The sequence below is a fragment of the Acinetobacter higginsii genome, assembly GCF_000369845.1.
GTDB lineage: Bacteria > Pseudomonadota > Gammaproteobacteria > Pseudomonadales > Moraxellaceae > Acinetobacter > Acinetobacter higginsii.
This window is the reverse complement of sequence record NZ_KB850223.1, coordinates 37,454-64,441: the sequence shown is the minus strand read 5'-3', so window position 1 is coordinate 64,441 and position 26,988 is coordinate 37,454. Positions and strand designations below refer to the sequence as shown.

Annotated in this window: 28 protein-coding genes; 2 read left to right on the top strand and 26 right to left on the bottom strand. The window is 44.0% G+C overall.

Annotated elements, in window-relative coordinates:
* The first annotated feature begins 2 nt into the window (after positions 1 to 2).
* Complete coding sequence (gene secF, locus F885_RS02380) at positions 3 to 971, top strand: protein translocase subunit SecF (RefSeq protein ID WP_005322364.1); 969 nt, start codon at positions 3 to 5, stop codon at positions 969 to 971.
* Between the two features lie 121 nt (positions 972 to 1,092).
* On the opposite strand, the gene F885_RS02385 is transcribed toward secF, so the two are convergent.
* Positions 1,093 to 1,806 (bottom strand): aspartate/glutamate racemase family protein, encoded by a 714-nt coding sequence (locus tag F885_RS02385; RefSeq protein WP_005322362.1) that lies wholly within the window; start codon positions 1,804 to 1,806, stop codon positions 1,093 to 1,095.
* Between the two features lie 192 nt (positions 1,807 to 1,998).
* On the opposite strand from F885_RS02385, the gene F885_RS02390 reads away from it, so the two are divergent.
* The gene (locus tag F885_RS02390) at positions 1,999 to 3,465 is read left to right on the top strand and encodes an NCS1 family nucleobase:cation symporter-1 (protein ID WP_005322360.1); all 1,467 of its coding nucleotides are present in this window, start codon (positions 1,999 to 2,001) and stop codon (positions 3,463 to 3,465) included.
* A 22-nt stretch (positions 3,466 to 3,487) separates the two neighbouring features.
* Here F885_RS02390 and F885_RS02395 read toward each other — a convergent pair whose 3' ends face one another.
* The 25 genes from F885_RS02395 to ispG all read right to left on the bottom strand — a co-directional run bounded on the left by F885_RS02395 (position 3,488) and on the right by ispG (position 26,987).
* A complete protein-coding gene (locus F885_RS02395) occupies positions 3,488 to 4,141 on the bottom strand; it encodes a 4'-phosphopantetheinyl transferase family protein (protein WP_005322358.1) in 654 nt (217 codons plus the stop codon).
* A 22-nt stretch (positions 4,142 to 4,163) separates the two neighbouring features.
* Positions 4,164 to 4,598, bottom strand: coding sequence for a hypothetical protein (locus F885_RS02400; RefSeq protein ID WP_005322355.1), 435 nt, complete (start codon positions 4,596 to 4,598; stop codon positions 4,164 to 4,166).
* 18 nt (positions 4,599 to 4,616) lie between these two features.
* Positions 4,617 to 5,840, bottom strand: a complete 1,224-nt coding sequence (locus F885_RS02405) for a beta-ketoacyl-ACP synthase (RefSeq protein WP_005322353.1) — start codon at positions 5,838 to 5,840, stop codon at positions 4,617 to 4,619.
* Complete coding sequence (locus tag F885_RS02410; RefSeq protein ID WP_005322351.1) at positions 5,840 to 6,565, bottom strand: 3-ketoacyl-ACP reductase FabG2; 726 nt, start codon at positions 6,563 to 6,565, stop codon at positions 5,840 to 5,842. The genes F885_RS02405 and F885_RS02410 overlap by 1 nt, the downstream gene beginning before the upstream one ends.
* 14 nt (positions 6,566 to 6,579) lie before the next feature.
* Positions 6,580 to 7,011, bottom strand: coding sequence for a hotdog family protein (locus F885_RS02415; RefSeq protein WP_005322349.1), 432 nt, complete (start codon positions 7,009 to 7,011; stop codon positions 6,580 to 6,582).
* Entirely contained in the window at positions 7,012 to 8,205 is a 1,194-nt protein-coding gene (locus tag F885_RS02420) for a beta-ketoacyl-[acyl-carrier-protein] synthase family protein (protein ID WP_005322347.1), read from the bottom strand.
* Positions 8,202 to 8,756, bottom strand: coding sequence for a DUF3261 domain-containing protein (locus F885_RS02425; protein WP_005322345.1), 555 nt, complete (start codon positions 8,754 to 8,756; stop codon positions 8,202 to 8,204). Before F885_RS02425 ends, F885_RS02420 begins: the two co-directional genes overlap by 4 nt.
* A 1-nt stretch (position 8,757) precedes the next feature.
* Positions 8,758 to 10,053 carry an NAD(P)/FAD-dependent oxidoreductase gene (locus F885_RS02430; RefSeq protein WP_005322344.1) on the bottom strand — a complete coding sequence of 432 codons (1,296 nt, stop codon included), beginning with the start codon at positions 10,051 to 10,053 and terminating at the stop codon, positions 8,758 to 8,760.
* 25 nt (positions 10,054 to 10,078) lie between these two features.
* Positions 10,079 to 12,391: an MMPL family transporter gene (locus tag F885_RS02435; protein WP_005322342.1), complete on the bottom strand. Its 2,313-nt coding sequence runs from the start codon at positions 12,389 to 12,391 to the stop codon at positions 10,079 to 10,081.
* Complete coding sequence (locus F885_RS02440) at positions 12,366 to 12,998, bottom strand: LolA family protein (RefSeq protein ID WP_032859854.1); 633 nt, start codon at positions 12,996 to 12,998, stop codon at positions 12,366 to 12,368. Before F885_RS02440 ends, F885_RS02435 begins: the two co-directional genes overlap by 26 nt.
* 37 nt (positions 12,999 to 13,035) lie before the next feature.
* Positions 13,036 to 13,464, bottom strand: a complete 429-nt coding sequence (locus F885_RS02445; RefSeq protein WP_005322339.1) for an acyl-CoA thioesterase — start codon at positions 13,462 to 13,464, stop codon at positions 13,036 to 13,038.
* A gap of 9 nt (positions 13,465 to 13,473) precedes the next feature.
* Positions 13,474 to 15,015, bottom strand: a complete 1,542-nt coding sequence (locus tag F885_RS02450; protein ID WP_032859852.1) for an HAL/PAL/TAL family ammonia-lyase — start codon at positions 15,013 to 15,015, stop codon at positions 13,474 to 13,476.
* 25 nt (positions 15,016 to 15,040) lie between these two features.
* Positions 15,041 to 15,973, bottom strand: a complete 933-nt coding sequence (locus F885_RS02455; RefSeq protein ID WP_005322331.1) for an LpxL/LpxP family acyltransferase — start codon at positions 15,971 to 15,973, stop codon at positions 15,041 to 15,043.
* The gene (locus F885_RS02460) at positions 15,973 to 16,713 is read right to left on the bottom strand and encodes a glycosyltransferase family 2 protein (RefSeq protein WP_005322330.1); all 741 of its coding nucleotides are present in this window, start codon (positions 16,711 to 16,713) and stop codon (positions 15,973 to 15,975) included. Before F885_RS02460 ends, F885_RS02455 begins: the two co-directional genes overlap by 1 nt.
* Positions 16,714 to 16,723: 10 nt before the next feature.
* Positions 16,724 to 18,397 carry an ApeI family dehydratase gene (locus F885_RS02465; RefSeq protein ID WP_005322329.1) on the bottom strand — a complete coding sequence of 558 codons (1,674 nt, stop codon included), beginning with the start codon at positions 18,395 to 18,397 and terminating at the stop codon, positions 16,724 to 16,726.
* Positions 18,398 to 18,403: 6 nt separating this feature from the next.
* Complete coding sequence (locus F885_RS02470; protein ID WP_005322318.1) at positions 18,404 to 18,955, bottom strand: COG4648 family protein; 552 nt, start codon at positions 18,953 to 18,955, stop codon at positions 18,404 to 18,406.
* Positions 18,952 to 19,200, bottom strand: coding sequence for an acyl carrier protein (locus F885_RS02475; RefSeq protein ID WP_004802664.1), 249 nt, complete (start codon positions 19,198 to 19,200; stop codon positions 18,952 to 18,954). The genes F885_RS02470 and F885_RS02475 overlap by 4 nt, the downstream gene beginning before the upstream one ends.
* 11 nt (positions 19,201 to 19,211) lie before the next feature.
* Positions 19,212 to 19,472 (bottom strand): phosphopantetheine-binding protein, encoded by a 261-nt coding sequence (locus F885_RS02480; RefSeq protein WP_005206340.1) that lies wholly within the window; start codon positions 19,470 to 19,472, stop codon positions 19,212 to 19,214.
* A complete protein-coding gene (locus tag F885_RS02485) occupies positions 19,456 to 20,277 on the bottom strand; it encodes a lysophospholipid acyltransferase family protein (RefSeq protein ID WP_085942831.1) in 822 nt (273 codons plus the stop codon). Before F885_RS02485 ends, F885_RS02480 begins: the two co-directional genes overlap by 17 nt.
* Complete coding sequence (locus F885_RS02490) at positions 20,262 to 20,876, bottom strand: beta-ketoacyl synthase chain length factor (RefSeq protein ID WP_005322315.1); 615 nt, start codon at positions 20,874 to 20,876, stop codon at positions 20,262 to 20,264. Before F885_RS02490 ends, F885_RS02485 begins: the two co-directional genes overlap by 16 nt.
* Before the next feature lie 250 nt (positions 20,877 to 21,126).
* Positions 21,127 to 22,536 carry a ribosome biogenesis GTPase Der gene (gene der, locus F885_RS02495; protein WP_004802653.1) on the bottom strand — a complete coding sequence of 470 codons (1,410 nt, stop codon included), beginning with the start codon at positions 22,534 to 22,536 and terminating at the stop codon, positions 21,127 to 21,129.
* 176 nt (positions 22,537 to 22,712) lie between these two features.
* Positions 22,713 to 23,855 carry an outer membrane protein assembly factor BamB gene (gene bamB, locus F885_RS02500; protein ID WP_005322313.1) on the bottom strand — a complete coding sequence of 381 codons (1,143 nt, stop codon included), beginning with the start codon at positions 23,853 to 23,855 and terminating at the stop codon, positions 22,713 to 22,715.
* On the bottom strand, positions 23,855 to 24,553 hold the full coding sequence (locus tag F885_RS02505) for a YfgM family protein (RefSeq protein WP_004802650.1): 699 nt from the start codon (positions 24,551 to 24,553) through the stop codon (positions 23,855 to 23,857). The genes bamB and F885_RS02505 overlap by 1 nt, the downstream gene beginning before the upstream one ends.
* 29 nt (positions 24,554 to 24,582) lie before the next feature.
* Positions 24,583 to 25,875 (bottom strand): histidine--tRNA ligase, encoded by a 1,293-nt coding sequence (hisS, locus tag F885_RS02510; RefSeq protein WP_004802648.1) that lies wholly within the window; start codon positions 25,873 to 25,875, stop codon positions 24,583 to 24,585.
* Positions 25,872 to 26,987 carry a flavodoxin-dependent (E)-4-hydroxy-3-methylbut-2-enyl-diphosphate synthase gene (ispG, locus tag F885_RS02515; RefSeq protein ID WP_004802647.1) on the bottom strand — a complete coding sequence of 372 codons (1,116 nt, stop codon included), beginning with the start codon at positions 26,985 to 26,987 and terminating at the stop codon, positions 25,872 to 25,874. Before ispG ends, hisS begins: the two co-directional genes overlap by 4 nt.
* Position 26,988 lies beyond the last annotated feature (1 nt).

Below are 26,988 nucleotides of genomic sequence, written 5' to 3'. Positions count from 1 at the left end.
ACATGACTGATCTGACTCAACAAGACTCAAAGCAATACGGTCGCCCAGATGATCTAAAAATCATCCCATTCATGAAGATTGCCAAACCTGCGGCTATCTTCTCGATCCTGATTACCATTGCCAGTATCTTCTTCATCGTAACGAAAGGTCTAAATCTTGGTTTGGACTTTACTGGTGGTATCTCGGCTGAATTAAACTACAAGCAAGGGGTTCAACCTGCGCAAGTGGTTCAAGCACTGGATCGTGCAGGCTTTAAAGATGCTGTGGTACAAACTTTAGGCAGTAGTACTGACCTCATCGTACGTATGCCAGTACAAGAAGACCTGAATGTTGAAGACCTGAGCAATAGCATCACTAAAGCAGTTCAATTGCCGAATAACACCGTAGAAGTTCACAAAGTGGACTCTGTCGGTGGTGCAGTGGGTAATGAGCTGTATGTACGTTCTGCGGGTGCGGTTGCGCTGGCATTGATCTTAATGTTGATCTATGTCACCGTTCGCTTTGAGTTTAAAATGGCAGTCGGCGCTGTAATGTCATTATTCCATGACATCATCATCATTTTTGGTGCCTTTGCGCTGTTCCAATGGCCATTCGACTTAACCGTATTAGCGGCTGTACTTGCGGTGATTGGTTTCTCGCTCAACGATAACATCGTTGTATCGGACCGTATCCGTGAAAACTTCCGCAAAATTCGTGGTGCAAGCCCTCGTGAAATCGTAGATATTGCGCTGACAGAAACCTTACGTCGTACCATTCACACCTCGATGACCTTATTACTCGTGGTCCTTGCCATGATGTTCTTAGGCGGTGATGGCTTACACTGGTTCTCTATGGCAATGTTTGTCGGTATCTTTGTTGGTACCTACTCATCGATCTATATCGGTACAGCATACGCTTTATGGCGTGGTCTGAATCGTCAGGACTTTATTGTTCAAGTTAAACCTGAATTTGAAGAAGATCAGATTCCTTAAATCTGTTCTTCTTGAAACTAAAAATGCCAGCGAAATGCTGGCATTTTTGTATGGGTATCAAAGCAAATCAGAACTTAAACAGACGTTTATCATCCATGTTTTCACATACAGTTGCACTGAATTATCCTTTCATTAATGGATAATCATAATCTCCCCACTTGCTGGTTTGAATGCCTAAACCATGCAAGCTTTCAATCAGTTTTACCGCAGCCCGAACCCCATCAATAATCGGAATACCAAGCTCTAGACTGACCTGATCTGCCATCTCGGCCATGCCGCCACAACCCAATACAATTGCACCAATCCCATCATGCATTTTAGCTTGCTGACAGCTTGCCAATAATTTTTCATATGCCGCTTGCTTATCATGTTCCAATGCCAATACGGGGAGATCTATGCATCGAATCTGTGCGCATTTTCGTTCAAACCCATATTGCTGCAATAAATGTTCAGCAATAATTTTGGTTCGGGCTAAGGTAGTCACAATCGAAAATTTTGTTGCCACCAAACTGGCCATATGAAATGCTGCTTCGGCAATACCAATCACAGGCGCCTGAGCCAATTCTCTAGCCGCATGCAAGGCTGGATCACCAAAGCAGGCGATAATATGCCCATCGACCTGTTGTGCTTTCCCTTGTTGAATTAACTCCAGCACTCCAATGGCAGACATTGCCTCATCATAATGCCCTTCAATTGAAGGAACACCATTCTTTGGAGATTGGGCTATAATTTCGGTATCTGCCGCGGCTACCCGACGTGCAGCCTCAGCAATCGATGCGGTCATTTCGACACAGGTATTTGGATTAATGATCTGAATTCGAGTCGCGTTTCTCATTTCTGCACATTTTTAATTCAAAAAATAAGATTGATCATATTTCAATCCAACTGGTCTGAACAGTTAAAATCTAAAATTAAATATTTAAACAAATATAATCAATTAATTAATAATAAATTTAAACCAATAAAAAGAAGTTGGCTTAATTTCTGCATCACTGGTCTGAACAGTTGTTTATCTTGAAGACCCGTCATGAGCGATAACCCGAACTATAGTCCTAAACTCTCCAATGAAGATCTCATCCCTGCGCAACAAAATTGGACTTGGTACAACATCTTTTCCTTTTGGATGTCCGATGTGCATAGTATGGGCGGCTATGTGGTCGCAGCGAGCTTATTTTCACTCGGTCTTGCCAGCTGGCAAGTTCTGCTTGCCTTACTCATTGGTATCGTGATTGTTCAAGTTGCGGCGAACTTGGTCGCAAAGCCCAGTCAAATTTCAGGGGTTCCCTATGCCGTCATCTCTCGCCAAGCCTTCGGGATTTATGGGGCCTATATTCCTGCCTTAATTCGCGGCCTGATTGCAGTTTCATGGTACGGCATTCAAACCTGGTTGGCATCCAATGCCCTGATGATGATTCTACTTAAGTTCTATCCAGCCTTACACCCGCTTACACTGACAGAGTTTGCAGGTCTAAGTACGATTGGCTGGATCTGTTTTGGTTTTATTTGGGCGATACAAGCATTGGTTTTCTGGAAAGGCATGGACACCATCAAGGTCTTCATCGATTGGGCAGGTCCAATGGTCTATGTGGTGATGTTAGCGCTGGCATTATGGTTGGTGTGGAAAGCGGGTTGGCATAATATTTCCTTTAATCTCAGTGATAAACAGCTCAGCGTCAATCAGCAGATCATGCAAACTATTGTGGCCATTGCATTGGTGGTGTCTTATTTCTCAGGTCCCTTACTCAACTTTGGTGATTTCTCCCGTTATGGCAAAGATATGCAACAGGTTAAAAAAGGGAACTTCTGGGGACTGCCGTTTAACTTTATTTTCTTTGCCATCATTGTGGTGATGATTGTTTCTGGTACCTTTAGTGTTTTTGGAAAAATGGTACATGATCCACTCGAAACGGTTGCCATGATCGATAACGGATTGGTGGTGGTGCTCGGTTTATTGACGGTATTAACTGCGACCATTGGCATTAATATTGTGGCGAATTTCGTTTCAGCAGGTTTTGACTTCTCTAATCTCGCGCCTCGTTTTCTTAATTTTCGCAGAGCAGGCATGATTGCAGCGATCGGTTCCATCTTTATCACCCCATGGAATTTATTTAATTCCCCAGAACTGATTCACTATACCCTTGATACTTTAGCGGCTTTTATCGGTCCACTGTTTGGTATTCTACTTGCTGACTTTTATCTGATTAACAAACAAAAAGTACGGGTCGATGACTTATTCAGCGATCAACCCACTGCAGCCTATTACTATCAAAAAGGCATCAATAAAAAAGCGGTGATGAGCTTAGTGGCAGCAGTCAGTATCGGCCTGCTGTTGGTTCTTATTCCGAGTTTTCAGTTTTTGGCGCCCTTCAACTGGTTTATTGGCGTTATGCTTGGCAGCAGTTTTTACTATCGCCTCTCTCGGGAAAGTGTCGTTTTAAAAGCAAAGAGTATCCATCATCAGCAAAGCTTAAATCTTCCTCAAAACCATCAATAACTGCATTGATGGTAGTTGGTCTCTAATGCTGAATGATCTGAATTTTTGGAAACTGAAAACCTCGGCAAGACTGCTCTGCCCGCCATGCAATGGTGACCACGATTTTCTGGTTCAGGATAAAGTTCTGGTAAGCAAAAGTGCCAATCAATGGATGCGAACACATGCCGCCCTGATCAGAGGGATGCACCTGCGTATTCAAACTATTCAGGTCTAAACGAATACCAAGACCTGACGCTTTCAATACCGCCTCTTTGGTGGTCCAGACCCGCAGCCAATATTCTGGGTCCTGATCTTGCTGCAGCCAAGTTTGGTATTCTTCGGTATGAAAAGCATGTTTTGCCAAGGCATCAAAACGCACTTTACGATCCAATTCTTCGACATCAATCCCAAGATCTTTGACCCGTTCACTCATCGCCAAGGCATAATATTGCTGGCTATGGGTATGGTTAAAATGTAATGCATGCGAACTTAGAAAGGGCTTACCATGTTCATGTTTGGAAAAACTGAGCGCAGCAACATCACTTTGCAGTCGTTGCGCCAACAGATGATTACGATAGTCCCTGATCTGCTGTTTTTTATAATGGTTAAAGCTGCTTAAATCAGCAAAATCGGTTTTGGGCTTTTCAAGCAGTTGTGCCAATGCCTGAACATGGATTTCAATTTCACGTAGCGTCATTGGCTCAACCTGATCAAATCACTTAAAACTTCACAATATCGCCTTTCAGTGCAACGCTCGCCACTGCCATACCTTTATAGCATTGATAAGTGGTCGAATTTTGTGATTCATTCTTTTTAAAATAACTCACGATATTGGTCACTGCATTGGCACCACGCGCTTTTGCTGCTTTGTCTAACTGGATTAATGCCGAACGAAGCACCCAATCACATGACTTTTCAGCTGACTTACCAAAACCATTGGTTTTCTGATTGGTGACGATATCTTGTTCTAATACTTTTCCACCTGATTTAGTACCTTTAAGATAAAACTTTACTGTTCCATCTAGCGTTCCATCAGCAACTGCACGGTCTACCGCCGCTTTAAAATCCAGATTATGCACGGTATCCGCAGCTTGAACAGATGAAGCAAAACCAGCTGTTAAGACAGTTGCTAAGAATAGTTGTTTGATTGACATTATGATGCCCCTTGCTTGTTATGTTGTTCGTTTAAAAATAAGTGAGGTATTAATCCCACCAAAAGCGAAGTTATTGCTCATCATGATATTGATCTCACTCGCCCTCACTTGCTGAGTAATATAATCTAAGTCACCACATTGTGGATCAATTTCATCCAGATTCAAGGTTGGAATCAATTCCCCACGCAGCATCATTTCTATACCCAACCAAGCTTCAATTGCCCCACACGCCCCCAAGGTATGCCCAAAATAACTCTTTAATGAGCTGATGGGTTTACGCCCTAAAATCCTTGCCGTAGCTTGGCTTTCAGCGATGTCACCTTGATCGGTTGAAGTACCATGCGCATTGACGTAATCAATCTGGCTGGCATCCAGCTGCGCATCTTTCAATGCCATTTGCATGCATTGCCCCATCCGCTCACTATCAGGCTTGGTCACATGCTGCCCATCGGTATTGCTCGCATAGCCAATGATCTCGGCGTAAATGGTGGCGCCGCGCTGCTTGGCATGTTCATATTCTTCAAGAATTAAACAACCAGCGCCCTCACCAATCACCAAGCCATCTCGTCGTGTATCAAACGGTCGTGGTGATTTTTCAGGATGATCATTCATCCCACTGGTCGCCAATAAAACATCAAAAACGGCGGCACCTGCGGCACTCAGCTCTTCCGCCCCACCGGCCAACATCAAGGTTTGTTTACCGTATTTAATCGCTTCATAGGCCTGACCAATCGCCATTGAACCTGAGGTGCATGCACTCGAGGTTGGCAAAGTAAGCCCTTTCAGACCGAAATAAACCGTCATGTTCACAGCACTGGTATGTGACATCATACGGATATAGGTGGTGGCATTGATCTTACTCATGTCTTGATCAATCAGCATATTGCCAAACTCGCGCACCGCATCCACACTGCCTGCAGATGAGCCAAAGGCCACACCAGCCTCACCGCTGCTCAATATCTCATGACCGATTAAGCCTGCATCTTGCAAGGCATTCTCAGCACTGATAACTGACATTAATGCGACACGCCCCATGCCTCGTGTCACCTTACGGTTAAAATGCTTGGCAACTTGAAAATCTGTTACTGGGCCTGCAAGCTTGGTTCTTAAATCTGGATATTGCTCCCACTCGGACATATAGCAAATACCGCTTTTACCCGCATGGAATTGAGCAAAGATGTCATCCGCATTTTCACCCAGCGAGGTAATTCCTGCCATGCCTGTAACCACAACACGCTTCATCAAATCAGTCCTCCATTGACCGAAATCACCTGACGGGTAATATAAGAGGCTTCATCTGAACAGAGAAATTTCACCACAGCCGCCACTTCATCCACCTGCCCCATGCGCTGCATTGGAATCATTTTTAATGCATGTTCTTTAACTTCATCGGTGACCATTTCCGTTTCAATCAGACCAGGTGCCACACAGTTCACCGTGATTTTGCGCTTGGCCAATTCCAAAGCCAATGCCTTGGTTGCCCCAATCAAGCCCGCTTTGGCTGCGCTATAATTCACTTGCCCACGATTGCCCATAATGCCCGAGACCGAAGAAAGCGTCACGATTCGGCCACCTTTGCGTAAATGGATCATTGGCATGATCAAGGGTTTAAGCACATTATAAAAACCGTCTAAAGAGGTCGAAATGACCTCATCCCAGTCCTGATCCGTCAACGCAGGGAAAGCACCGTCATGAGTAAGACCGGCGTTTAGTACTACCCCATAAAAAGCACCATGCTGTTCTACATCTTGTTCTAATAAGCTTTTGACATGCTCACGTTCATTCACATCAAATAATAAATAATGACTGTTTTGCCCAAGTTTTTGAATCTGCTCAACCACTTGAGCTGCTTCAGCCTCACGTGAACGAGCATGAATAGTCACATCAAAACCCGCCTGAGCCAATTGCAATGCGATTGCTTTACCAATGCCACGACTTGAACCCGTGACCAATATTCTTCTATTCATTGTTGTTCCTAAAACTATAATGCCAATGTCGATTGATCAGCCGGTTCATAAACACTGAGTAAGGCACTGATCACCTGCTCAGCACCATCAATCTCGCAAGAAAACTGCCCCAGACCTTCATGCAGGTATTGCTGCTCGACCCGAATCCTCAAGGTCTGTCCAAGCGCAAAATACGCAAAGGGTAAATGTAGCTTGCGTGTTCCCAACAAAAACCCCACTTTTGGTGCTTGCTGTAATTGTTGCCCCATCCAACCTGAATAGGCACTAATGGTTTGCGCCATAATTTCAATACTTGTCCACGTCGGTAAACCCACTGCTTCACAGAACATTAATTCAGGACGAATGGTCAATTCGGCAATCGCATAACCGTCTTTGACTTCGAGCAAATGATCAATAAAGATCATAGGTTGTTGATGTGGAATATATTCAATCGCATCTAATTTCATTTAGTGCTGTACCCCAAATAACAAGCTGATATTGCTGCCACCAAAGGCAAAAGAATTACTCAATACATAGCGAATGTTCTCTGTCTGCCGAGCATCTGTGACATAGTTTTGATCCGCCAGCTCAGGATCAAGCTCAACCTGTTGATGCAAAGGCAAGCCGCTTTGATCTTTTAATAGTTGGGTACAGATAAAAGCTTCTATCGCACCCGCCGCTCCCAAACAATGTCCAGTTTTATGCTTGGTGCTACTTAAGGACACATTCAAGCCTTGAAAGACTTGTCGAACAGCTTTGATTTCCATCGCATCATTTTGCGGTGTGGCAGTTCCATGCAAATTGATATATCCCACCTCTTGCGCTGTTATCGCTGCACTGTCCAAGGCGCGCTGCATCGCGGTCGCTGCACCTAGACCTTCAGGATGCGGCGCAGAAATATGCCATGCATCCATCGATTCACCCACACCATATAACATGATCGGTGCGGAGGCTTTGGTCAGTAAAAATAAAGCCGCGGCTTCGCCAATATTAATACCATCACGATTGATACCGCAGGGTTGGCAAATATCTGCCGATAAACTTTCCAAACTGTTAAAACCATTTAAGGTCAGTTGGCATAAGGTATCCACCCCACCGACCAATACGGCATCAGCTAAGTCCGCCTGAATTAAACGTTGCCCTGCGGCAAAGGCTTTGGCGCTGGAAGAACAGGCTGTCGAAATGGTATAAGCAGCGCCCTGCCAGTCTAGATAATGTTGCAGAGCTTTTGCCAGACAACCCATTTCTTGCGGTTGATGCATAATTTCAATGGCAGCATTACCATCAAAATACTGTTTCAGTAACAGCTCACTGTCGGATATTCCCGAAGTCGAGGTACCCATTACAATACTTAAACGAGTTGGATCAATGCTGGCAATCTGCTGTTGAAGTTCTGTCTCAATTTTTTGCAGCGCAGTCAAAGCAAAGCGCAGATTCCGCGAGTCAAATCGACTTAGCGATTCAGGCACAGTCTCAATCAATGCCTCTGCATAGCGTCCAACCCAAACAGCGCGATCCGCTAAAAAACCTGCTTCCCGTGTCAGGGTATTGTCAGGAGTCGCTAAACCTTCACGGATGTGCTGAATATCCTGACCTAATGCGGATAACCCGACACTGAGGGGAATACCGACTGCTTGCAACTGAGATAAAGATTGACTCATGGCTGCACTCCTTGCTCAGATTGATCGCCATTCAAGGTATTTTCAATCGGGCTCAAGGTCATGCGATACGGTACCTGTAGATTATCAAGCTCAATGCTATTGTCTTGAGTTTGAATTGCTAGTACAGCCTTTTCAGCAATAAAAACTTGCTGTTGCGTTGCAGATTGTTGTACCTGAACAGACTGTTGTCCTAACTGAGCAAAATGAGGATAGGTCGCAAATAACAGATCTCGAACCACAAACTCAAAAGGCAGTAAACGCATCTGATCAATGCGTTGCTGTACTTTGACCTGCTGGCCATCAAACTGTAATTGGAACAAAGGCTGTCCGGTTAAACCCAAAGCAAGCAGACTGAGTTGCTGACCTTGCTGCTGTTGATACAGTAAGAAGCTAAAGCTTTTATTCTTCCACTGCACTTCAACTTGATCTTGTCGTTGATATTGCTGTGCTGGCCAATGACTGCTTTTTAGTCCCTGTGCATGGGGCGTCAGTTGACAGCCACTCAACAGCAACATGCTACAGCATAATATGTTGATCCAGATCCGTTGCATATTAAACCTCTAAGGCTTTCTCTTGCGCGACGCCTTCACGGCAGTACTCGGCCAAGGTGCTTAAACGGCGTTTGGCATTTTTATGAATCGGATTTTGATCATCCCATGCATAACCAGCCAGTAATGATGAAACCATCCGACGAATGTTGTCATTTTGATTACTTGCGAATACCACATCCTGAAACTCGCCTTCGTACCAAGACTCGACATAAGCACGAAACACTTTAATCCCTTTACGCAGCGGTAATTCGTACTCCTGCATCCAATCCACCTGTTCACCTTGCAACACTCGATCAACTAAAGGAATTGCCAGACTGGAAGATTTTAATGCAATGGTCACTCCCGATGAAAATACAGGGTCGAGAAACTCTCCTGCATTGCCGAGCAAGGCATAATTCCGACCAGCCAAATGTTTGACGTTTGCCGAATAACCAACCAAGGTACGTACAGGCGTATCAAATTTCGCCTGTGCTAAGACCTCAGATAACGCAGCATCATCAGCTAGAATCCGTTTCAATAACAAATCTGGTTCATTCTGAGCGGCATCTTCAACCTGATAATGATCAAAGAAATCCTGCTCTGCCACCACACCAAAGGAAGCACGACCATCGGCAAAAGGAATCAGCCAATACCAAGCACGACGGTCTTTTTCATGTACGGTAATTAAAATTTTGTCACGGTCAAAATCAGCACGATCACCAACCCCATCTTCAATATGGGTAAACAAGGCACGACGCACTGGGAAATTGGATGGGCTTTCTAAATCTAGAAACTTCGGTAAGATACGGCCAAAACCACTGGCATCCAATAAAAACTTGGCTTGAATCTGATAGTGCTGCTGTGCCTCATCTAGCACGGTTAAAACAGGGTGTTCCACCTCAACATTGATCGCAACAACTTCATGTCCAAAACGAATATCTGCACCATATTGCTGTGCTTGTTGAGCCAGTAAGTGATCGAAATCAGCTCTGCGAACTTGCCAAGTGGTACCAGGCCCCGCGCTAAATTTTTCAGTGAAATCATAATGGCTACGTTTTTCACCACACAAAAATGCCGCGCCATTTTTAAACTGGAATGCGCGGGATTGAACATGTTCCCGTACAGTTTCTAATAAGCCCGCTTCTTCTAGAAACACCATGCACTGCGGTAATAAAGACTCACCAATCGAAAAGCGTGGAAAATATTGTTTTTCAATCACCGTGACCGCATAGCCTTTTTGACGAAGCAAGGCTGCGGCTGAACTGCCAGAAGGTCCAGCACCAATAATTACCACATCGGCTGTTTGTATCATCTTCATTATTGCCCCTAAAAATTAGATTTTTTTAATGCTCTTCTAAATTCACAATATGGTGCTGATCAGCTGGTGTAAGCAAAGTCGCATAAACAAATGAAAAAATCACACCCAATAAAACGGTTAGACCAAAACAATGAATCGCATAAGTATGACTCAATGATAAGAGTCCAAAGCCCAATAAGGTCGACATCATACACAAAAACAGCGCCATACCAACCACCTGAGGATGGTCATGTCCATGCCGATAGAAAATCGCATAATCCACACCAATCCCGATAATCAGGAAGGTACCCATAATACTAAACAGGTTAATTTCCACACCTAGCCATGCCTGTACCGCAAAGGTACTGATAAGCGCTAAAGTCACAGGCAAAACCAGCGGCATAATCGAACGCTTGCCATAGACCAAGCCCAAACCCAGCGCCAGTCCCAATAAGGCGTAGATCAATAAATGCTGCGCTTGCTGACGATGCTGTGCAAACGCACTAGACAGCGTACTGACAGGTTGTTGGAAATCAATCTGTGCGGATTCCAATTGCTGTAATCGCTGCGCCTGTTTAACCCCACGAACCATGACCAGACGCTCGGTAGGACTGAGCTGTAAAAATGCTAAAGGATGTTGTTGAAATACCTTTTCTGTGAGTAAAGGTTGCTGCTGCAATTGTTGTTGCCATTGCAGTAGATCCGCAAAATTCAACCCCATGCTTTCCGCATACTTTTTCAGTGCGGTTGCAGGAATCTGCTGAAGTAGCTGCACATTTTGTTGCTGCTGGGCCAAAGGAGGAATCCATTGTCCCAAAGCTTGAAAACCGTCAATCTGCCCCTGAGTTTGCAATTGCTGCAATTGATCAATCAATTGTGCTTCCTGCTGCTCAAGCTCAGCACTGGAGTGTGCACGCACAACAAAATAATCACTGCTTTGCTGCTGGGCAAACAAGGAACGAATATATTGATCTTCCTGTTTCAGCTTGGCATCCATACTTTGCAAGTTTCGAATATCATCATTGGATTGCAGAGCAAATAGGCTGCCTCCTCCAATCAGCAAGATACTCAAAATAAAGCCATAGCGTAGTTTTTGATGTTGCTGAAACCATTGTCTGGCCATTCCAATCCAAGCTAAGCGTCGAATTGCAGCTTGTGCATTCAGCGGAGCTAAGCGCGGTAGGAGCAATACACTGGTGATCCAAGCAGCGACCAAACCGACAATTGAAAATACCGCAATTTGCCTAAAGGCAGGAAACGGCGTAAAGCTCAGAAAAATATAGGCCACAACCGTGGTCATTAAGCCCATAAATAAGCTTGGCAGCAACGGTCTAAGAATCCTAAATCCATCCAGTTTACGATGCTGCGATTGCATTGCCATAAAATAGAAAGAGAAATCGACACACACCCCAATCAGGCTGGCGCCAAAAACCAAGGTCATCAGATGGATTTCACCAAACACCAGATGTGTCACCGCAAATGCCAATAAGCTCCCCGTCGACACTGCGATAAATTCAGTAATGAGCGGTCGGAATGAACGGAAGCCAAACCAGACCAACAGGATTAAGCCCAAGGTCGAACCGAGGCCAATGGTTGAGATTTCCTGCTTGGCCGACTGGGTTCCATAATTAGAAAATAAAATGGTCCCCGTCCAATGCGATTGAACCTGCAATTTGTTCAGCTCAGGCTGCAACTGTTCAATCCAAGCGCTGACCTGTTCCTGATAATCAATGTTATAAGGACTCTGTTTTAATTGCAGAACCAATAAGCGTGAGGTCTTTTGCTCATCATGAATGGTTGCAAAACCATCTTCCAGCTCAACATTGCTTGAAAGCTGATTGGCTACACTCAACATATAGCGTGGAAACAGCAATAAAGGGTCTTGCTGTAGTGAGGTCGCGGTAATCGGCATCCCGACACTCATTAACTGCATCAGGCTTTGTTCGGTCAGTGCCTCATAATCCTGCTGTTGCAAAAACTGTCGGTCTTGTTGATTCAGCAAACCTGCCCGATGTTGATATAGCTGTTTGGAAAACTGTGCTAAATCCAACTGTGGTCGAAGCGGTTGCCACAGGTCACTGTGTAGTAACTTCTGTTGAAACAACTGAGTGGCTTGCGCTAAGGCCTGTTGATCCTGACTTTCTAAAACAACAAAGACTTTTTCATTGAGCTGATCACTCATATATTGCTGTGTTTTAGCAAGCTCAGGATTTTTTTGCGTTTCAGGCAGCAAAGCAAAAATATTGGTCTGGATATGGATCTCTTTTTTGACCCATGCCACTGCCAGCGCAAGTCCAACAATGGTTAAAAGAACTAACCAGATGGCAGTAAATTTATTTTGCCAATTGGAAAAGCGCATCTTCAGCAGCCGTCAGTTGATTCGGTTGAGTGGTTTGATTACGGAATAAAATCGTGGTGCTATTATTGGCCTGTTCTTGAATCACAATCTTATTCACATACTGTTGTCCTTGCGCATCAATTCTCAGGAACAACTTTTTAAATAGCGCTGATTTAGGTGTTAACGCGATATTCCATCCTGTCGGGCTGTAATTGGCGGATAACACATTAAAATTCTTCGCCAAGGCTTTATCATCCCCCGACATCAGTTGCAAAAACAAGGTCGCAACCGAACTATAAGGTGATTGGTCAATTTGGATCTGACTATAGGTTCGTTGTGTTTTCTGGATGAGTTTCTTTTGGGTTACGATCAAATCTGCTTGCACAGGTCGTTTAATTTGCCAAAGCACGCCATTAGATTTGGCAAAGGTCAGTGTGCCATTGGAAACAAAAGTCTTGTTTAAACTTGCCAACTTTTTTTGCTGTTCAAAATCGGCGCGGATGAGTTCACTTTTAGCAAGCTGATTAAAAATTGTCGAGACCTGATCCGCATGTGCCGATACGGAAACACTCAAGCTGAACAATACACTAGCAACACTGAGTAATAACCAGCAAGCACGCTGTTGCATCAATGCAACAAGGCGATTGAGATTCAGGAAACTAGAATTAACCATGCGGGTGCTCCTTAAACGCATCCCATGCATTTAAACAATCCAATAAAATTTGCGGTGACTGGAAACACATTTCTCGGGTCTCCATATTCACAGCCACTTGCGAGGTATAGCCTTTGGTTAAACGTCGTCCAGTGTTTGCATCAAGAATCAGATACTCAATTTTTAAACGGTTTTCCCATTCTTTTAAAATCGCACGAACTTTAATTTTCTGTTCAAACTCAATCCCCTGCACATAACGCACATGGCTTTCAATCACAGGCCACGCATAGCCCGATGCTCTCATCTGGTTATAGTTATAATTAAACTGTTCCAATAACTTACAACGCGCAATTTCGAAATACTTTAAATAATGCCCATGCCAGACCACATTCATGGTATCCACATCATGAAACGGGATTTCAATGATTATATCTGCCTGCATCTGTCGCTCCTAGACCTGTTGCTGGAATTGATTGAACAATTCAAAGTTGTCGAAACGATCAATAATCTGTTGTAGTTCAGTTTGTAAAGGACGATCTTCTTGCAGTAGTGCAAAACTTTGTAAGGTCCACTCGACAAAGGCCTTTAAAGGCGGGCTTAATTGAGATTCAACACCTTTCAAATGCACGGCCTGTACACTGGCACAGCACAAGGCCGCCAAAACCTGCTGAGTCAAGGTAATCACACGAGTTGCATCCCGTGCGGCAATGGTCCCCATACTGACTTTATCCTGATTATGACATTCAGTAGAACGAGAGAAAATAGACGCCGCTAAAGTATGCTTCAATGCTTCGGCAGTCCAAGCTGACACCCCGATTTGTACGGCTTTAAAACCATGATTCAGTGGTAAGCGGTCTGCACCAGAGCCTGTCAGATTACGCGGCAATCCATGATTCATTTTATGATCAACCAGTTGTGCAATTTGGCGATCCATCAGATCCGCAATATTGGCAATCATGATCTTTAAACTGTCCATGGCCTGTGCAATATGCCCACCATAGAAATGCCCGCCATGCAGCACCCGTAAATTCACAGGATCAATCAGCGGATTATCATTGCTGGAATTTAATTCATTTTCGATAAATTGACGCAACCATGTTTTTGAATCTTCAAACACACCAATAATATGCGGCGCACAGCGTAAAGAATAACGATCTTGTAAACGTGGACTTTGGTGTGCTGTCTGCACTTCACTGTTCAGCCATTCGCGTAATTGCTGGGCAATCTGTTGCTGACCCTGATGCGGTTTTTGGGCAAACAAGACTTCATCAAAATGACTTGGATTACCTTCTAGTGCCAGTACATTTAAAGCGGTAATCAAAGTACTTGCCAATGCCACCTGCTCTGCTTTTTTATAGTTTAAGCAGGCAATCGCCGTCATCACCGCGGTACCATTCATCAGTGCCAAGCCTTCTTTCGGGCGTAACACCAAAGCGTCCAAGCCTTGTTCAGCATAGACTTGTGCAATCGGCACAATCTTACCTTCCGCATAGACATCACGCTCCCCTACCAAAGCACCTGCAATATAGGACAGAGGCGTCAGATCACCACTTGCCCCGACAGAACCTTCCGATGGAATCACTGGAATAATGTTTTCATTCAGCATCCAGACCAGACGTTCCAGCAAGGCCAAAGACACCCCTGAATAACCACGTGCCAAAGAACAAAGACGAGTCACCACCACCGCACGGGCAGTGATCAAATCCAAATTTTCACCGAGACCGCAGCCATGAAAACGAGACAGATGCAAAGGCAGTTCATTGACCTGATGCATCGGAATTTCAACCAGACATGAATCCCCATAGCCTGTGGTAACACCGTAGATCACGCCTTCATCCAGCAACAGCTGATCTAGAAAATCTGCACCACGCTGAATCAATTCACGCCAAGCTGTTGCTGTCGGTAAAGCCACTTGACGCTGTTGTCGAGCAACCGCGACCACATCTTCAATACTGAGTGGCTGCTCGCCGACAATCAGAACCGGCTTGAGCATTGCTTCACTTTGACTTGCATTCACGTTATTTTGTCCAAAACTGATAAAAATTAAACCATTGATACGGTGCCCGTAAGCAATGTTGTTCTAATACGGCGACATAGGATTGGGTGATCTGTTGCATGCTGCTTAATCGGGTTTTTCGAGGTAAATCCACTTGCTCGGCAATCGCATGAATATGCACCTGAAACTTCTGCTGGGTGCGATAACAAAAGACCGCCAGCACAGGAACTTTCAGTAAATTGGCCAAAATCCATGCCCCTTGTGGTAATGCAGCCTCATGTCCCAAAAACTGGATGCTTTGCACTCGATCTGACTGCACAGGAATCCGATCCGCCGCCACGATCACCCACTCCCCCTGCTCCATCTTTTCCTGTAACAGCATCGCAGTTTCAATGCCGAGTTCATCTACGGCAATTAAATTGACATCAGCCTTATCATTAATTTTTTTTAAAAACTGATTAAATTGTGAGGCATGCTTTTGATACACCAGTACATTAATTTTTTGTGGGTGCTCTGACTTTAGCGCCCTCAGTAACTCAATATTGCCAAAGTGCGACACCACAATAATCGCACCTTTTTGGTAATGTTGCTGGAAGTGCTGATGCCCAAACAATTGCAGTTTTTGCTCGGGAATATGCCCTAACCAGCCCTCAATCTTATCCAGAATACACTCACCAAACTGCATGAAATGCGTATAGCTATTGGTCCAGTTCGGCATTGCTGCAAACGGCGACTGAGACCCTGCAAATTGATGCAAACGCTGTAAATATTGTAAAGAAGCCTGTCGAGCTGTCACCGCAAACAGCCAATACCACATAATAATAAAATACAGTACCACACGGCATAGCCAACGTCCGCCACAGCGATAAAATCCAAGCATCAGCATCAGCGGCAACAGTCCGCCTCGTTCCTTTATCTGATGCCATGTGTCCTGCGAAGTTTGCGGTATCGTCATCAGTCCGCCTTAAACTTATGCCAAATCAGTTTTGGAAAGCGCAGCAGCATCCCTGCAAATAATCGAGCATGTGCCTGACTTAAACCCAGATTATCACGCCACACATTAAAATGTGACACACCATGTTCAGGATAAATTACCCGTGTAGGCACATTCACAAAAGGGGTATCTTCCCATTTTAAGCGGACCAAAATTTCACTATCAAAGCCCATTCGAGGTTGGAATTGAGCAGCATTGAGTACAGCTATGGTTTTCGCCAAGGGATAGACTCGGAAACCGCACATACTGTCTTTAATTTCGAAAGACAAGCTGTTTAACCAGACCCAGAAATGCGTGACATAACGTCCATACAGACGCTTTTTCGGCACTGAATCATCAAAGATCGGCAGACCAATCACCATTGCTTGGGGATGTTGCTGCGACTGTTCGATAAATTTCGGCACATCTTCCCAGCAATGCTGACCATCCGCATCTAGTTGCAGTGCATGTGTCATTCCTAACTGGAAAGCATGTTGCAGCCCAGTCATGACCGCTTGGCCCTTGCCTTGGTTGGTCTGATGTTCCACTAGATCAACCAATGGATGCTGTTGTGCCAGTTGATGCAGAATCGCCGTACATTCGGCATCACTGCCATCATTGACGAGAATAATCGGACATTGAAATTGTTCCAGATACTCAACAAGATCAACAAGATAGTGCGGATGGTTATACACAGGAATAACAATGCCATAGTTCAACATCAGCGGACTCCTAAACCTGTTCAAGCGCAAACAATAAACGCCCTGAAGCCAAGACCTGTTGCTCAGAGGTGATTTCAAAGCTGATTTTATGTAATTTACGACTTAATTTTAATTGCACCACCGCATAAGGACGAATCAGGTTTTGAAACTTCAATTGCTCAAACCCCTGACACCACTGTAAATCAGACCAACTATTCTTCGCAAACTGTTGAATAAAGCCAATCTGTCCAACACCTGGATAAATCGGCTGAGTTGGGAAATGTCCCTTAAAACATTCCAGTTCAGCAGGAAACTCAAGGCTGAAATACTGCTCATCCTGTTGTTGCCATTGCGATAATACGACAGGCTGTAACATTGGGCTAAATAATGCTTTTAAATAGTTTTTATCGCGTTTTGACTGGGTATTTTGTGGAATCTGGCTCAAAAAACGCCACTGTCGAGGAATGGCAATGCTTTCCAGCTGATACTGTAGCTGCTGCTTCAACTGCTTGACAAAAGCGGGTTTACCTATCGTCATTAATTGCTGTTGAGCCTCGGCACTGAGCACCACAATCGCTGCCAGAATTTGCCGATGCTGATGTTCAAGTAAGAGTGTGTGGCTTTGCTCTACTTCCAGCAAGGTATTCAAACTGTGCTCAATCGCATCCAGACTCAAGCGCTTTTCTTCCAACTTGATAATACGGTCCAAGCGACCTAAAAGTTTGAATTGCTTATGGTCGATATTGATCCACTCCGCAGCATCGCCCGTGATAATCCAGCCGGACTCACCTGCATGGTTACTTCGCACCATGAGTTGGGTATTTGCAGCAATCTGAATCTCAACATTATTAAAAGCTGTCCATGCCGCATCATCATATTGACGATGTGCAATGCCTCCGGTTTCTGAGCTCCCGAGTACTTCAACAATCGGAACATTCAAATGTGGTCGGACACCTGCATCTAATTTGCCACCCGAACTGAACACCAGTTCACACTGCTGCAAGACCAGATCCTGCGTCCAGCGTTTCAATAAAGCTGGACTGGAAATCAAGTAGTTGCTCCACCCTTGTTGGGCTAAACGCTGTTGAGCTTGGATGACATCTTCTGGAAACGCCAATTGCGGATTAAAAAAATGACGTCCTGTTGCGAGTGGTAAAAGCAGTTTGAACAGTAAGCCATAAATATGCTGGTGACTGACTGTCGCAATGGCCACGCTTTTCTGCTTGAACTGAAAACTACTGGCTAAGCCAACCACTTCATTGAGCAGTTGCTTCAAAGTACGTTCAATCTTTTTCGGTTCACCAGTTGAACCTGAGGTAAAGAATATGATCTCAGCCTGATTTAAAAAATCATCATCTTGTATACGAATCAGTTGCGCAAAGCTTTCGTCTACATTCACAGTCGCAGCAACAGGCTGACGGCTCAGAAAGTAAATCTGTTGCTGGGCCAATTGTTGTTCTAAATCTCGAACACGATTGGGAGGTAAAATGATTTTTTTATTGGCCAATAAGCCTGCAAAAAATAATAGCAAAAACTGGTAACTATCTGGTTCCCACAATGCCCAAGTCTCTTGGCTCAATCCCCTGATTGCAGCGGCTTGTTCAGCGACGTCTTGCCAAAAATCGGCATAAGAAATTGTTGTTAATTCAGAGCTAATACACAACGCATTCGCTGAATCAGCATCATTATAAAAAGAAATAGGCATAATATTTTAAGGGGTCGTTTGATTTAAACGTTGATGTCTTTTTCGCAAGATGTACTCACCGAGAAATAAGATTCCCATCAATAGGTAAGACACAAAGCCATTATAAATGATCCAATACGTCATGGGTGCAAATACTGTTATCAGTGCAATCATGGCATTTATTGCAAAGAAGAAGCACCAAACCACAGTGACTTTCCGTGTCCATACTACGCCAGAGGCTGGCAGATCAGGCTCAATCAGACGCGCAAAACGCTCAATCATGGACGGTGGTCGATACAGTGTCAGTGCAAAAATGATCAACGCACCAAGACTCATACCCACAGGATAAAGCTTGAGCCAAGCATGATCTTTTAAAATCAGGCTCAGTCCACCACAAATAATGGCTAAGCCTGTCAGCGGTAACAGCAAATCTTTTTTGGCGCTCAGCAAGCGACTCACGCCCAAAATGATCAGTAACACACTGACCCAGATGAACTGTCCATGCGACAGGCTCCATCCAACAATAAAGGGGTACAACACAAAAAAAGTGATCAATACCCCTCTAATGAGATGTCTCATTCAGCGGTCATGTTCTGAATGACAGCAACAACATCCTGTACGGTTCTGACCGCTTTAAAGTCTTCTGGCTTGACTTGCTTGCCGGTCAGTTCTTTAATTTTCACCACCAGATCGACAGCATCAATGCTGTCTACATCGAGATCTTCATATAAATTGGAATCAAGTTGGATATCATCAGGTTCAATTTCGAATAAATCCTGCATCCACTCTCTTAACTTTGCCAGCACCTGTTCTTGAGTTAACATCGATCTACTCCTTAACCTGCTTGCTGCGCTTCAACCAAAGCCACTAAACTTTGAACTGATTTGAAATGTTGTTTGGTTTCATCTGATTCTGCATTCAAATGGATGTTATAGCGTTTTTTCAATGCCAAGCCCAACTCGAGCGCATCAATTGAGTCTAAGCCCAAACCCTCACCAAACAATGGTGCTTCAGTTTCAATATCACTGATGCCAATATCCTCAAGCGCGAGAACATCAATAATCATTTGCTTTAATTCATCAGCAAGATTGCTCATTTTTCGATAACTCATTATTAAAAATTTGATAAAAACCTTGATTCAACTGACGCACCTGTTTCGGTGATACGTCTGAATCAGCCAAGATATCTTGGACTTCAATTGCATCCAGTACCTTAATCTCGATATGAAAAGGTTGTGCGGGCACATGATACCATTTTTCATTTTTGGTTAAGGTCGAGGGTGTACATCTAATCAAAACTGGACGTACCGGCACATTGGCACGAATCGCAATATTTGCAGCGCCGCGTTGGAACTCATTCAGACATTCGCCTTTTTCGGTTCGCGTTCCTTCAGGAAAAATCAGTAATGAAGCTGCACCTTGCTGTTTTAATCGAAGCACACAGTCTTCAATAAACTGCTGCGAACCCGCATTTAAAATATAACCCGCACTCCGCACTGGACCACGAGTAAACGGATTTGACCAAAGCGATTGCTTCACCACACAATTGGCCTGCTGCATCAATCCAATCATCACCACCACATCAATCAAGGTCGGGTGATTGGCAATCACCAACTCTTGGCGGCTATGTTGCAGTTTTTCCAGTCCCTCGACTGAGTAGGTCATGACGCCAAGTTTGACCATCATTTCAGTAAAGCCCTTAAAGCTGTAATGAATTACCTGCTGCGCGCGCTGCTGACGTACAACTGGATTTCGGCTGCTTAAATGAACCAAGGGAGCCACAATCGTTGCAATCCCAACTCCACCCGCACCAAAACTAGCAAAGCTGAAACCTGTCGCTGCAACACGCCAAGCATAATTGGCTTTCTGTTTAATCTGATTCAGCTTTAACATTTTTTCCATCTCAACACCGATTGGCCTACTTCTGCAGCCTGCCAAAACTGGTAAAAAGTTAAACTTTCTAATGATTCAGAACCACTGAGCTGTAGAACTTCCAGATTGGGATTTTCTAAACTCACGACGGTCGCCAAAGCAAATGTAGAGAACTCAATCGCATCAGCATAAACACTCGGTAAAGCTTGATCATATGCCACCACCAACACACGTTGTGCGGTAGTTGTTGACTTTAAAATTGCATAAGCCTCAATCAATGCTTCCGTCCATTCACAGCTTAAACTTGTCGAGGGCGTCGCATCCTGACATAGAATCGAATACAAGCCTGCAATTGCATTATGAACTGAGGTTGAAAATTGTGTTGGTGATGGTGTTTGTTGTTGTAATACGTCTTGGAGAATATCCAAGGTTTTTTGTTCGTCCCCGTATCGGGAAGCCCAGACAATATAATCAACATGTTGACCATTTAAGCTTGTCAAAGCACTGCTTAATGCCATTTTTGCCAATGCAGATAGACGGCGACGCTGCATGGCTGGAATAGCGTCCAACGCAGCATAGTTTTGCTGTGCATCAATCAACTGAGGCTGCGTTAGATGGAGTTTCAACATGCAATGCACAATCCAATATGGTTTAAAAAATAATCAATTTGTAGAAATTTTGCGGTGGCATTATAGCACTGGTGCGAAATTTAACAAAAAATAATTTTTATTATATTTCAATAACTTATATTATTTATTTTAAATAAAACCCAAAGCTAAGCCAAACTAAACAAAAATATGCATTGTTTATATTAACTAATAAAATAATAGCAGCAAAAAAGCCCAAAGCAAACTTTGGGCTTTTATCATCAAAACCAGCTTAACGTTTGAATTTCTTTTCCGCTTTCTTGAACTTCTGAACATAACGACGTTTACGTGCCGCTACACGCTCATCGACTTGAGATTTACGCCCCTCAAATGGGTTATCCGATGTTTTGAAATCTACACGAACCGGCGTTCCTTCCAGTTTATAAACTTTACGGAACACGTTCTCAAGATAACGACGATAATCCGCAGGTGTTTTGTCTACCTTGTTACCATGAATCACGATGGTTGGTGGGTTCTGTCCACCCATATGGGCATAACGCATTTTGATTCGTTTACCACCAATCATTGGTGGTTGGTGCGCTTCAGTCGCATCATTCAAAATCTGAGTCAGTTTCGCAGGAGAAACTTTTAAATGTGATGAGTCATAAGCACGATGGATGGTTGGGTACATTTCACCTACGCCAGTGCCATGCAATGCCGAAATTAAATGAACTTTGGCCCAAGGAATAAAGTCAAAACGACGGTCTACATCCAACTTACATTGCTTGCGATCATACTCGGTCATGTTGTCCCATTTGTTGATCGCAATCACCATGGCACGGCCAGCTTCAAGCGCATAACCGATCAAATGTAAATCTTGTTCGACCACCCCTTCACGGGCATCTAGTACCACCACAATCACATGCGCATCTTTAATCGCTTGTAAAGTTTTCACGATTGAGAATTTCTCAATCATTTCCTCTACTTTACCTTTACGGCGTACACCTGCTGTATCGATCAAGGTATATTGACGACCATCGCGCTCATAAGGAATATAAATCGAGTCACGTGTTGTACCCGGTTGGTCAAATGCAACAACACGGTCTTCACCCAACAGGCGGTTAACCAAGGTTGATTTACCTACGTTAGGACGACCAATAATGGCTAAGCGTAAACCTGTAGCTTTGTCATGTTCTTCTGGATTCTCATCTTCTGGAACCTCAGCCAAGACATCTTCGAGCATCTGTTGTACGCCACGTCCATGACTCGCCGCAACCTGTAATGGCTCACCCATACCAAGCTTATAAAACTCAACCAGAGCAGCTTCAGCATGTACACCATCTACTTTGTTGGCAACCAGATATACTTTCTTACCTAGCGTACGAAGTTCACGAGCGATTTGCTCATCTGACGCCAAAAGGCCAGCACGCGCATCCACAACAAACACAATGATGTCTGCTTCATGGATGGCCGTTTTCGACTGCTCTGCCATGTAAGAGTCGATACCACCTTCGTTCTCACCAATACCACCCGTATCGACAACAATGAACGATTTATTCTGATAAACCGCATCGCCGTATTTGCGGTCACGAGTTAAACCAGCGAAGTCAGCAACCAAAGCATCACGACTTTTGGTGATTTGGTTAAATAGCGTTGATTTTCCGACGTTTGGACGACCAATGAGCGCAATAACGGGTTTCATAGATTAACCTTAATTCAGACGAGCCATCGTTGATGACATCGTATCAGAAACAGTATGGAAGATTTTGGTGATCAAGTAATCACAATAAAAATTCGGGGTTTTGTTTAAACAAATACCCCGATCATTCTTTTATTAGCAATAGCTAATTGAGCATTTTACCACAAGCTAAGACAAAATTAACGATTCTGCCAAATGGTTAATGCACCTTTTCGTGTTGCGACATAAAGCTGATTGTCAATCACACGTAATGAGCGAACTTCACCACTGGTTTTTGCACGACCAATTAGCTTACCTGAGGCTGGATTAATCAGATGAATCACACCATCCAAATCACCCACAACAAGGTTTTGTCCTAGCATCACAGGATTGCTGAGCTTACGATTCAACAATTCTTCATTTTGCCAAACCAACTCACCTGTTGCCAAGTTATATGCATTCAACTTGCCATCTGTGGTCGCAACGAAAACTTTATCATCCGCAACTTCAGCGCTATTGGTACTGCTCGCATCTTCGCTCCACACCACACGTTGTGTCGCAAGATCAGTCACGGTCACTTGACCTTGGAAGCTCGTCGTCACCAGATATTGACCTGAAACCACTGGATCACCCACAACATCCACTAGTCGCTGAATGTCAGAACGACCTTCACTGATCGCCACACGACGTTGGAAACGCGGTACACCACTGATGATATCCAAAGCATAGATATAGGCATTGGCAGAACCAATTAACACAGTACGCTCATCTAAGCGAACAGGTGCTGGTTGACCACGCAAACTAAACTGAACATTCGGTAGCTTATACGCCCAAACCTGTTGTCCTGTCGCTGCATCATGCGCAAATACCGTACCATCATTGGCAATCGTAATCACACGACCTGACTGGATCAGAGACGGAGATAAAATGGCACCTGACAATTTTGCGGTCCACTTCTGTTCACCTGTGGCTTGGTCTAAAGCAAATAACTGACCTTTACGATTACCACTCACCACAATTCCCTCACCTGCTTCTACACCAGCAGTGAGTTCTTGTTTGGTAATTTTACTTTTCCAAAGACGCTGTTTACCTTTGTATGCAGAAACTTGACCATCTGGGTCAATCGCAAAAATCACACCATTGTCTGTATCCAACTGCAAACGTAAAGCCTCAGCAGCATCGGTAGACGAGACACTTTGTGAAAACACAAGGTTTAAATTTTGTTCTTGCGTGATTTTTGGCAATGGATTCGGTTTTGCTTCTTTTACTTTATTGCTTGAACAACCAACGAGTAAAGCTGAAGCAATTGCAATTGCCAAAGGTAATTTTAGTTTATTCTGCATTAAGACTCATCCACTTTGGTATCTAAGATCGGGCGCTCAAACTCAGGATCATCTACTAAAACGCCAACACTTTCGAGTTTAATTTGTAAAAGCTGACGTTCTTGTTTACGCTCGAGTAGGTTATCCCATGCACTTTGATATGCTTTACGCGCAGATTCATTGTCTTTTTTCGCAACAAAAATATCACCGCGAAGTTCATCAGCAGTCGCCTTAAACGCAGGATCAGTCACGCTCGTTAAGGTTTTTAACGCTTCATCGTATTTGCTTTGCGCCAATTGCGCATCCGCTAAACGTAATTTAACAATTTGAACTAAACCAGCATCTTTAACTTTTGAAGTTTCAACTTTCTTCAAGGCTTTTTCAGCAGCAGCATAATCTTGCTTGTCATAAGCAAGTTTCGCCATGATAAATTGTGTTTGAATCGCTTGTGCAGAATCCGCATCATCTTTCACAATTTTATCCGCCGCTTCAGATAAGCTGGCAAAGGCATTTGGTTGACCTGATGCTGCTTTCGCCTCATCCATCAATTTCTGTACCTTTGCTGTTTGGTTCTGGGCTTCAGCAAGGTTTTTCTTTTGCCAATATTCCCATCCGAAAAAGGCAATCAAGGCAATGAGAATTCCGCTAATCATTGCAGAACCATATTTTTTGGCAAACGACTTTAACTGGTCGAGTTGTTCATCATCACTTAAACTCATGTGATTGTCCTTTTCCTAAATTGTGCAATTTATTGTTTAAATTTTTCGATAAAAAATGGCGTCAGTTCAGTTAAAGCCACTTGTGCCTGTTCAGCCGTTGCAAGCTCTTTCACCAATAACTGCTGAGATTCCCACTCACGCTCACCCAAGATCACTGCATAGGTTGCACCTGATTGATCGGCCTTTTTCATTTGGCTTTTCATGCTACCTTGAGATCCAGTTTTTAAGCGGATTGAACTGTTCGCTGCTTCTAACTGGTCACGGATTTGTTCAGCCAAGACCAAGGCTTTAGCTTGATACGCCGGCTCAGCCAATAAAAACACTTCACAATCACGGACATCTTTGGTTTGCGCAACTTGCTCGACCAATAACAACAAACGCTCCATCCCCATGGCAAAACCAACCGCTGGTACAGACTGATCTGCTTTACCTTTGAGCTGTCCAACCAAGCCATCGTAGCGACCACCAGCACAAACCGTCCCTTGTGAACCCAACATGGTGGTGGTCCATTCAAATACCGTTTTGTTGTAGTAATCCAAACCACGGACGAGCTTTTGGTTAATCACAAACTCAACACCAGCATCCGTTAAGTATTGCTGTAATTGCTGAAAGTGATTAATTGAATCTTCTTTTAAGAAATCATGCAACTTCGGTGCATTTTCCAAAATCTTTTGCGTTGATTCAATTTTAGAATCCAAAATACGCAATGGATTCGTCGTTAAACGACGTTGCGAATCCTCATCCAACGCATCTTTATGCTGGTTTAAGAACTCAACCAAAGCCGCACGATATTCTGCACGTTCATCACTTTCACCTAAAGTATTTAACTCTAAGCGAACATTCGCAGCCACACCCATACGTTTCCATAAACGTGCGGTCATTAAAATGATTTCAGCATCAATATCCGGCGTTGCGACACCAAAAGTTTCCACACCAAATTGATGGAATTGGCGATAACGACCTTTTTGTGGTTTTTCATAGCGGAACATCGGTCCGAGATACCATACACGCGGTGTCGCACCACGCAGTAAGTTATGCTCTAACATCGCACGCACACAACCTGCCGTTCCTTCAGGACGCAAGGTCAGTGATTCTGGCGGTGTACCTTTGTCGAAAAAGGTATACATTTCTTTTTCAACAATATCAGTCGCATCACCAATGGCACGCTTGAATAGACCTGTTTGCTCAACGATTGGCAAACGGATTTGTTGATAACCATATGCATCCATTAACGATGCAAGTTGCTGTTCCAGACTTCTCCAAGCCGCAGTTTGCGTTGGAAGGGTGTCATTAAAACCTTTGATAGCGACGATTGAACTCATGATGAACTACGAATAATGACTTTAGATTTTGCTTCTTCAAGCTCTTGAACACGTTGACGAACCATTGTTTCAATTTCATCAACCAGCTGATTTGTATCAATTAAATGGCTCTTTTCACCATTTCGATAGACCAGTGAACGAGGTGATGCACCGACAATCCCGATATCCGCTTCTTTGGCTTCACCAGGACCATTCACTTTACACCCGATCACAGACAAATCCATCGGGGTACGAATATCTTCTAAACGCTCTTCCAAGGCCTGCATCACTTGAATCACATTGAATTCCTGACGCGAACAACTTGGACAAGCAATAAAGTTAATGCCATTTGAGCGTAAGCCCAACGACTTTAAAATATCAAAACCGATTTTAATTTCATCTTCTGGTTCAGCAGCCAGCGAGATGCGCATGGTATCGCCAATGCCTTCCATCAATAATCCGCCCAAGGCAATTGCGGATTTGACTGTACCAGTACGGTAAATGCCAGCCTCAGTGACACCAAGGTGTAACGGATTATCGATCTGTTGAGACAGCAAGCGATAAGCATCCATGGTCAGGAACACATTCGATGCTTTGACACTGACTTTAAACTCATGGAAATCCAAACGGTCGAGAATGTCGATATGACGCATTGCCGATTCAAGTAAGGCCTGCCCTGTTGGCTCGCCATATTTCACTTGTAAGTCTTTTTCCAGAGACCCAGCATTGACCCCAATACGAATCGAAATGCCATGGTGTTTTGCTGCAGCGACCACTTCACGCACTTTCTGATCCGAACCGATATTACCCGGATTGATCCGTAAACAGTCTGCGCCATAATCCGCAACCGCTAAAGCAATACGATGATCAAAATGAATATCTGCCACCAAAGGTACAGAAACGCGCTTACGAATCGCGCCAAACGCCTCTGCTGCTTCCATCGACGGTACTGAAACACGCATGATATCTGCACCTGCATCTGCACAGCGCTGGATTTGCGCCACAGTTGCATCCACATCACAGGTTTCAGTATTGGTCATACTTTGAACACTGATCGGGGCATCACCACCGACATACACTGAACCAACACGGATTTTTCGTGTTGGACGGCGTTTAATTGGATTCACAATCATC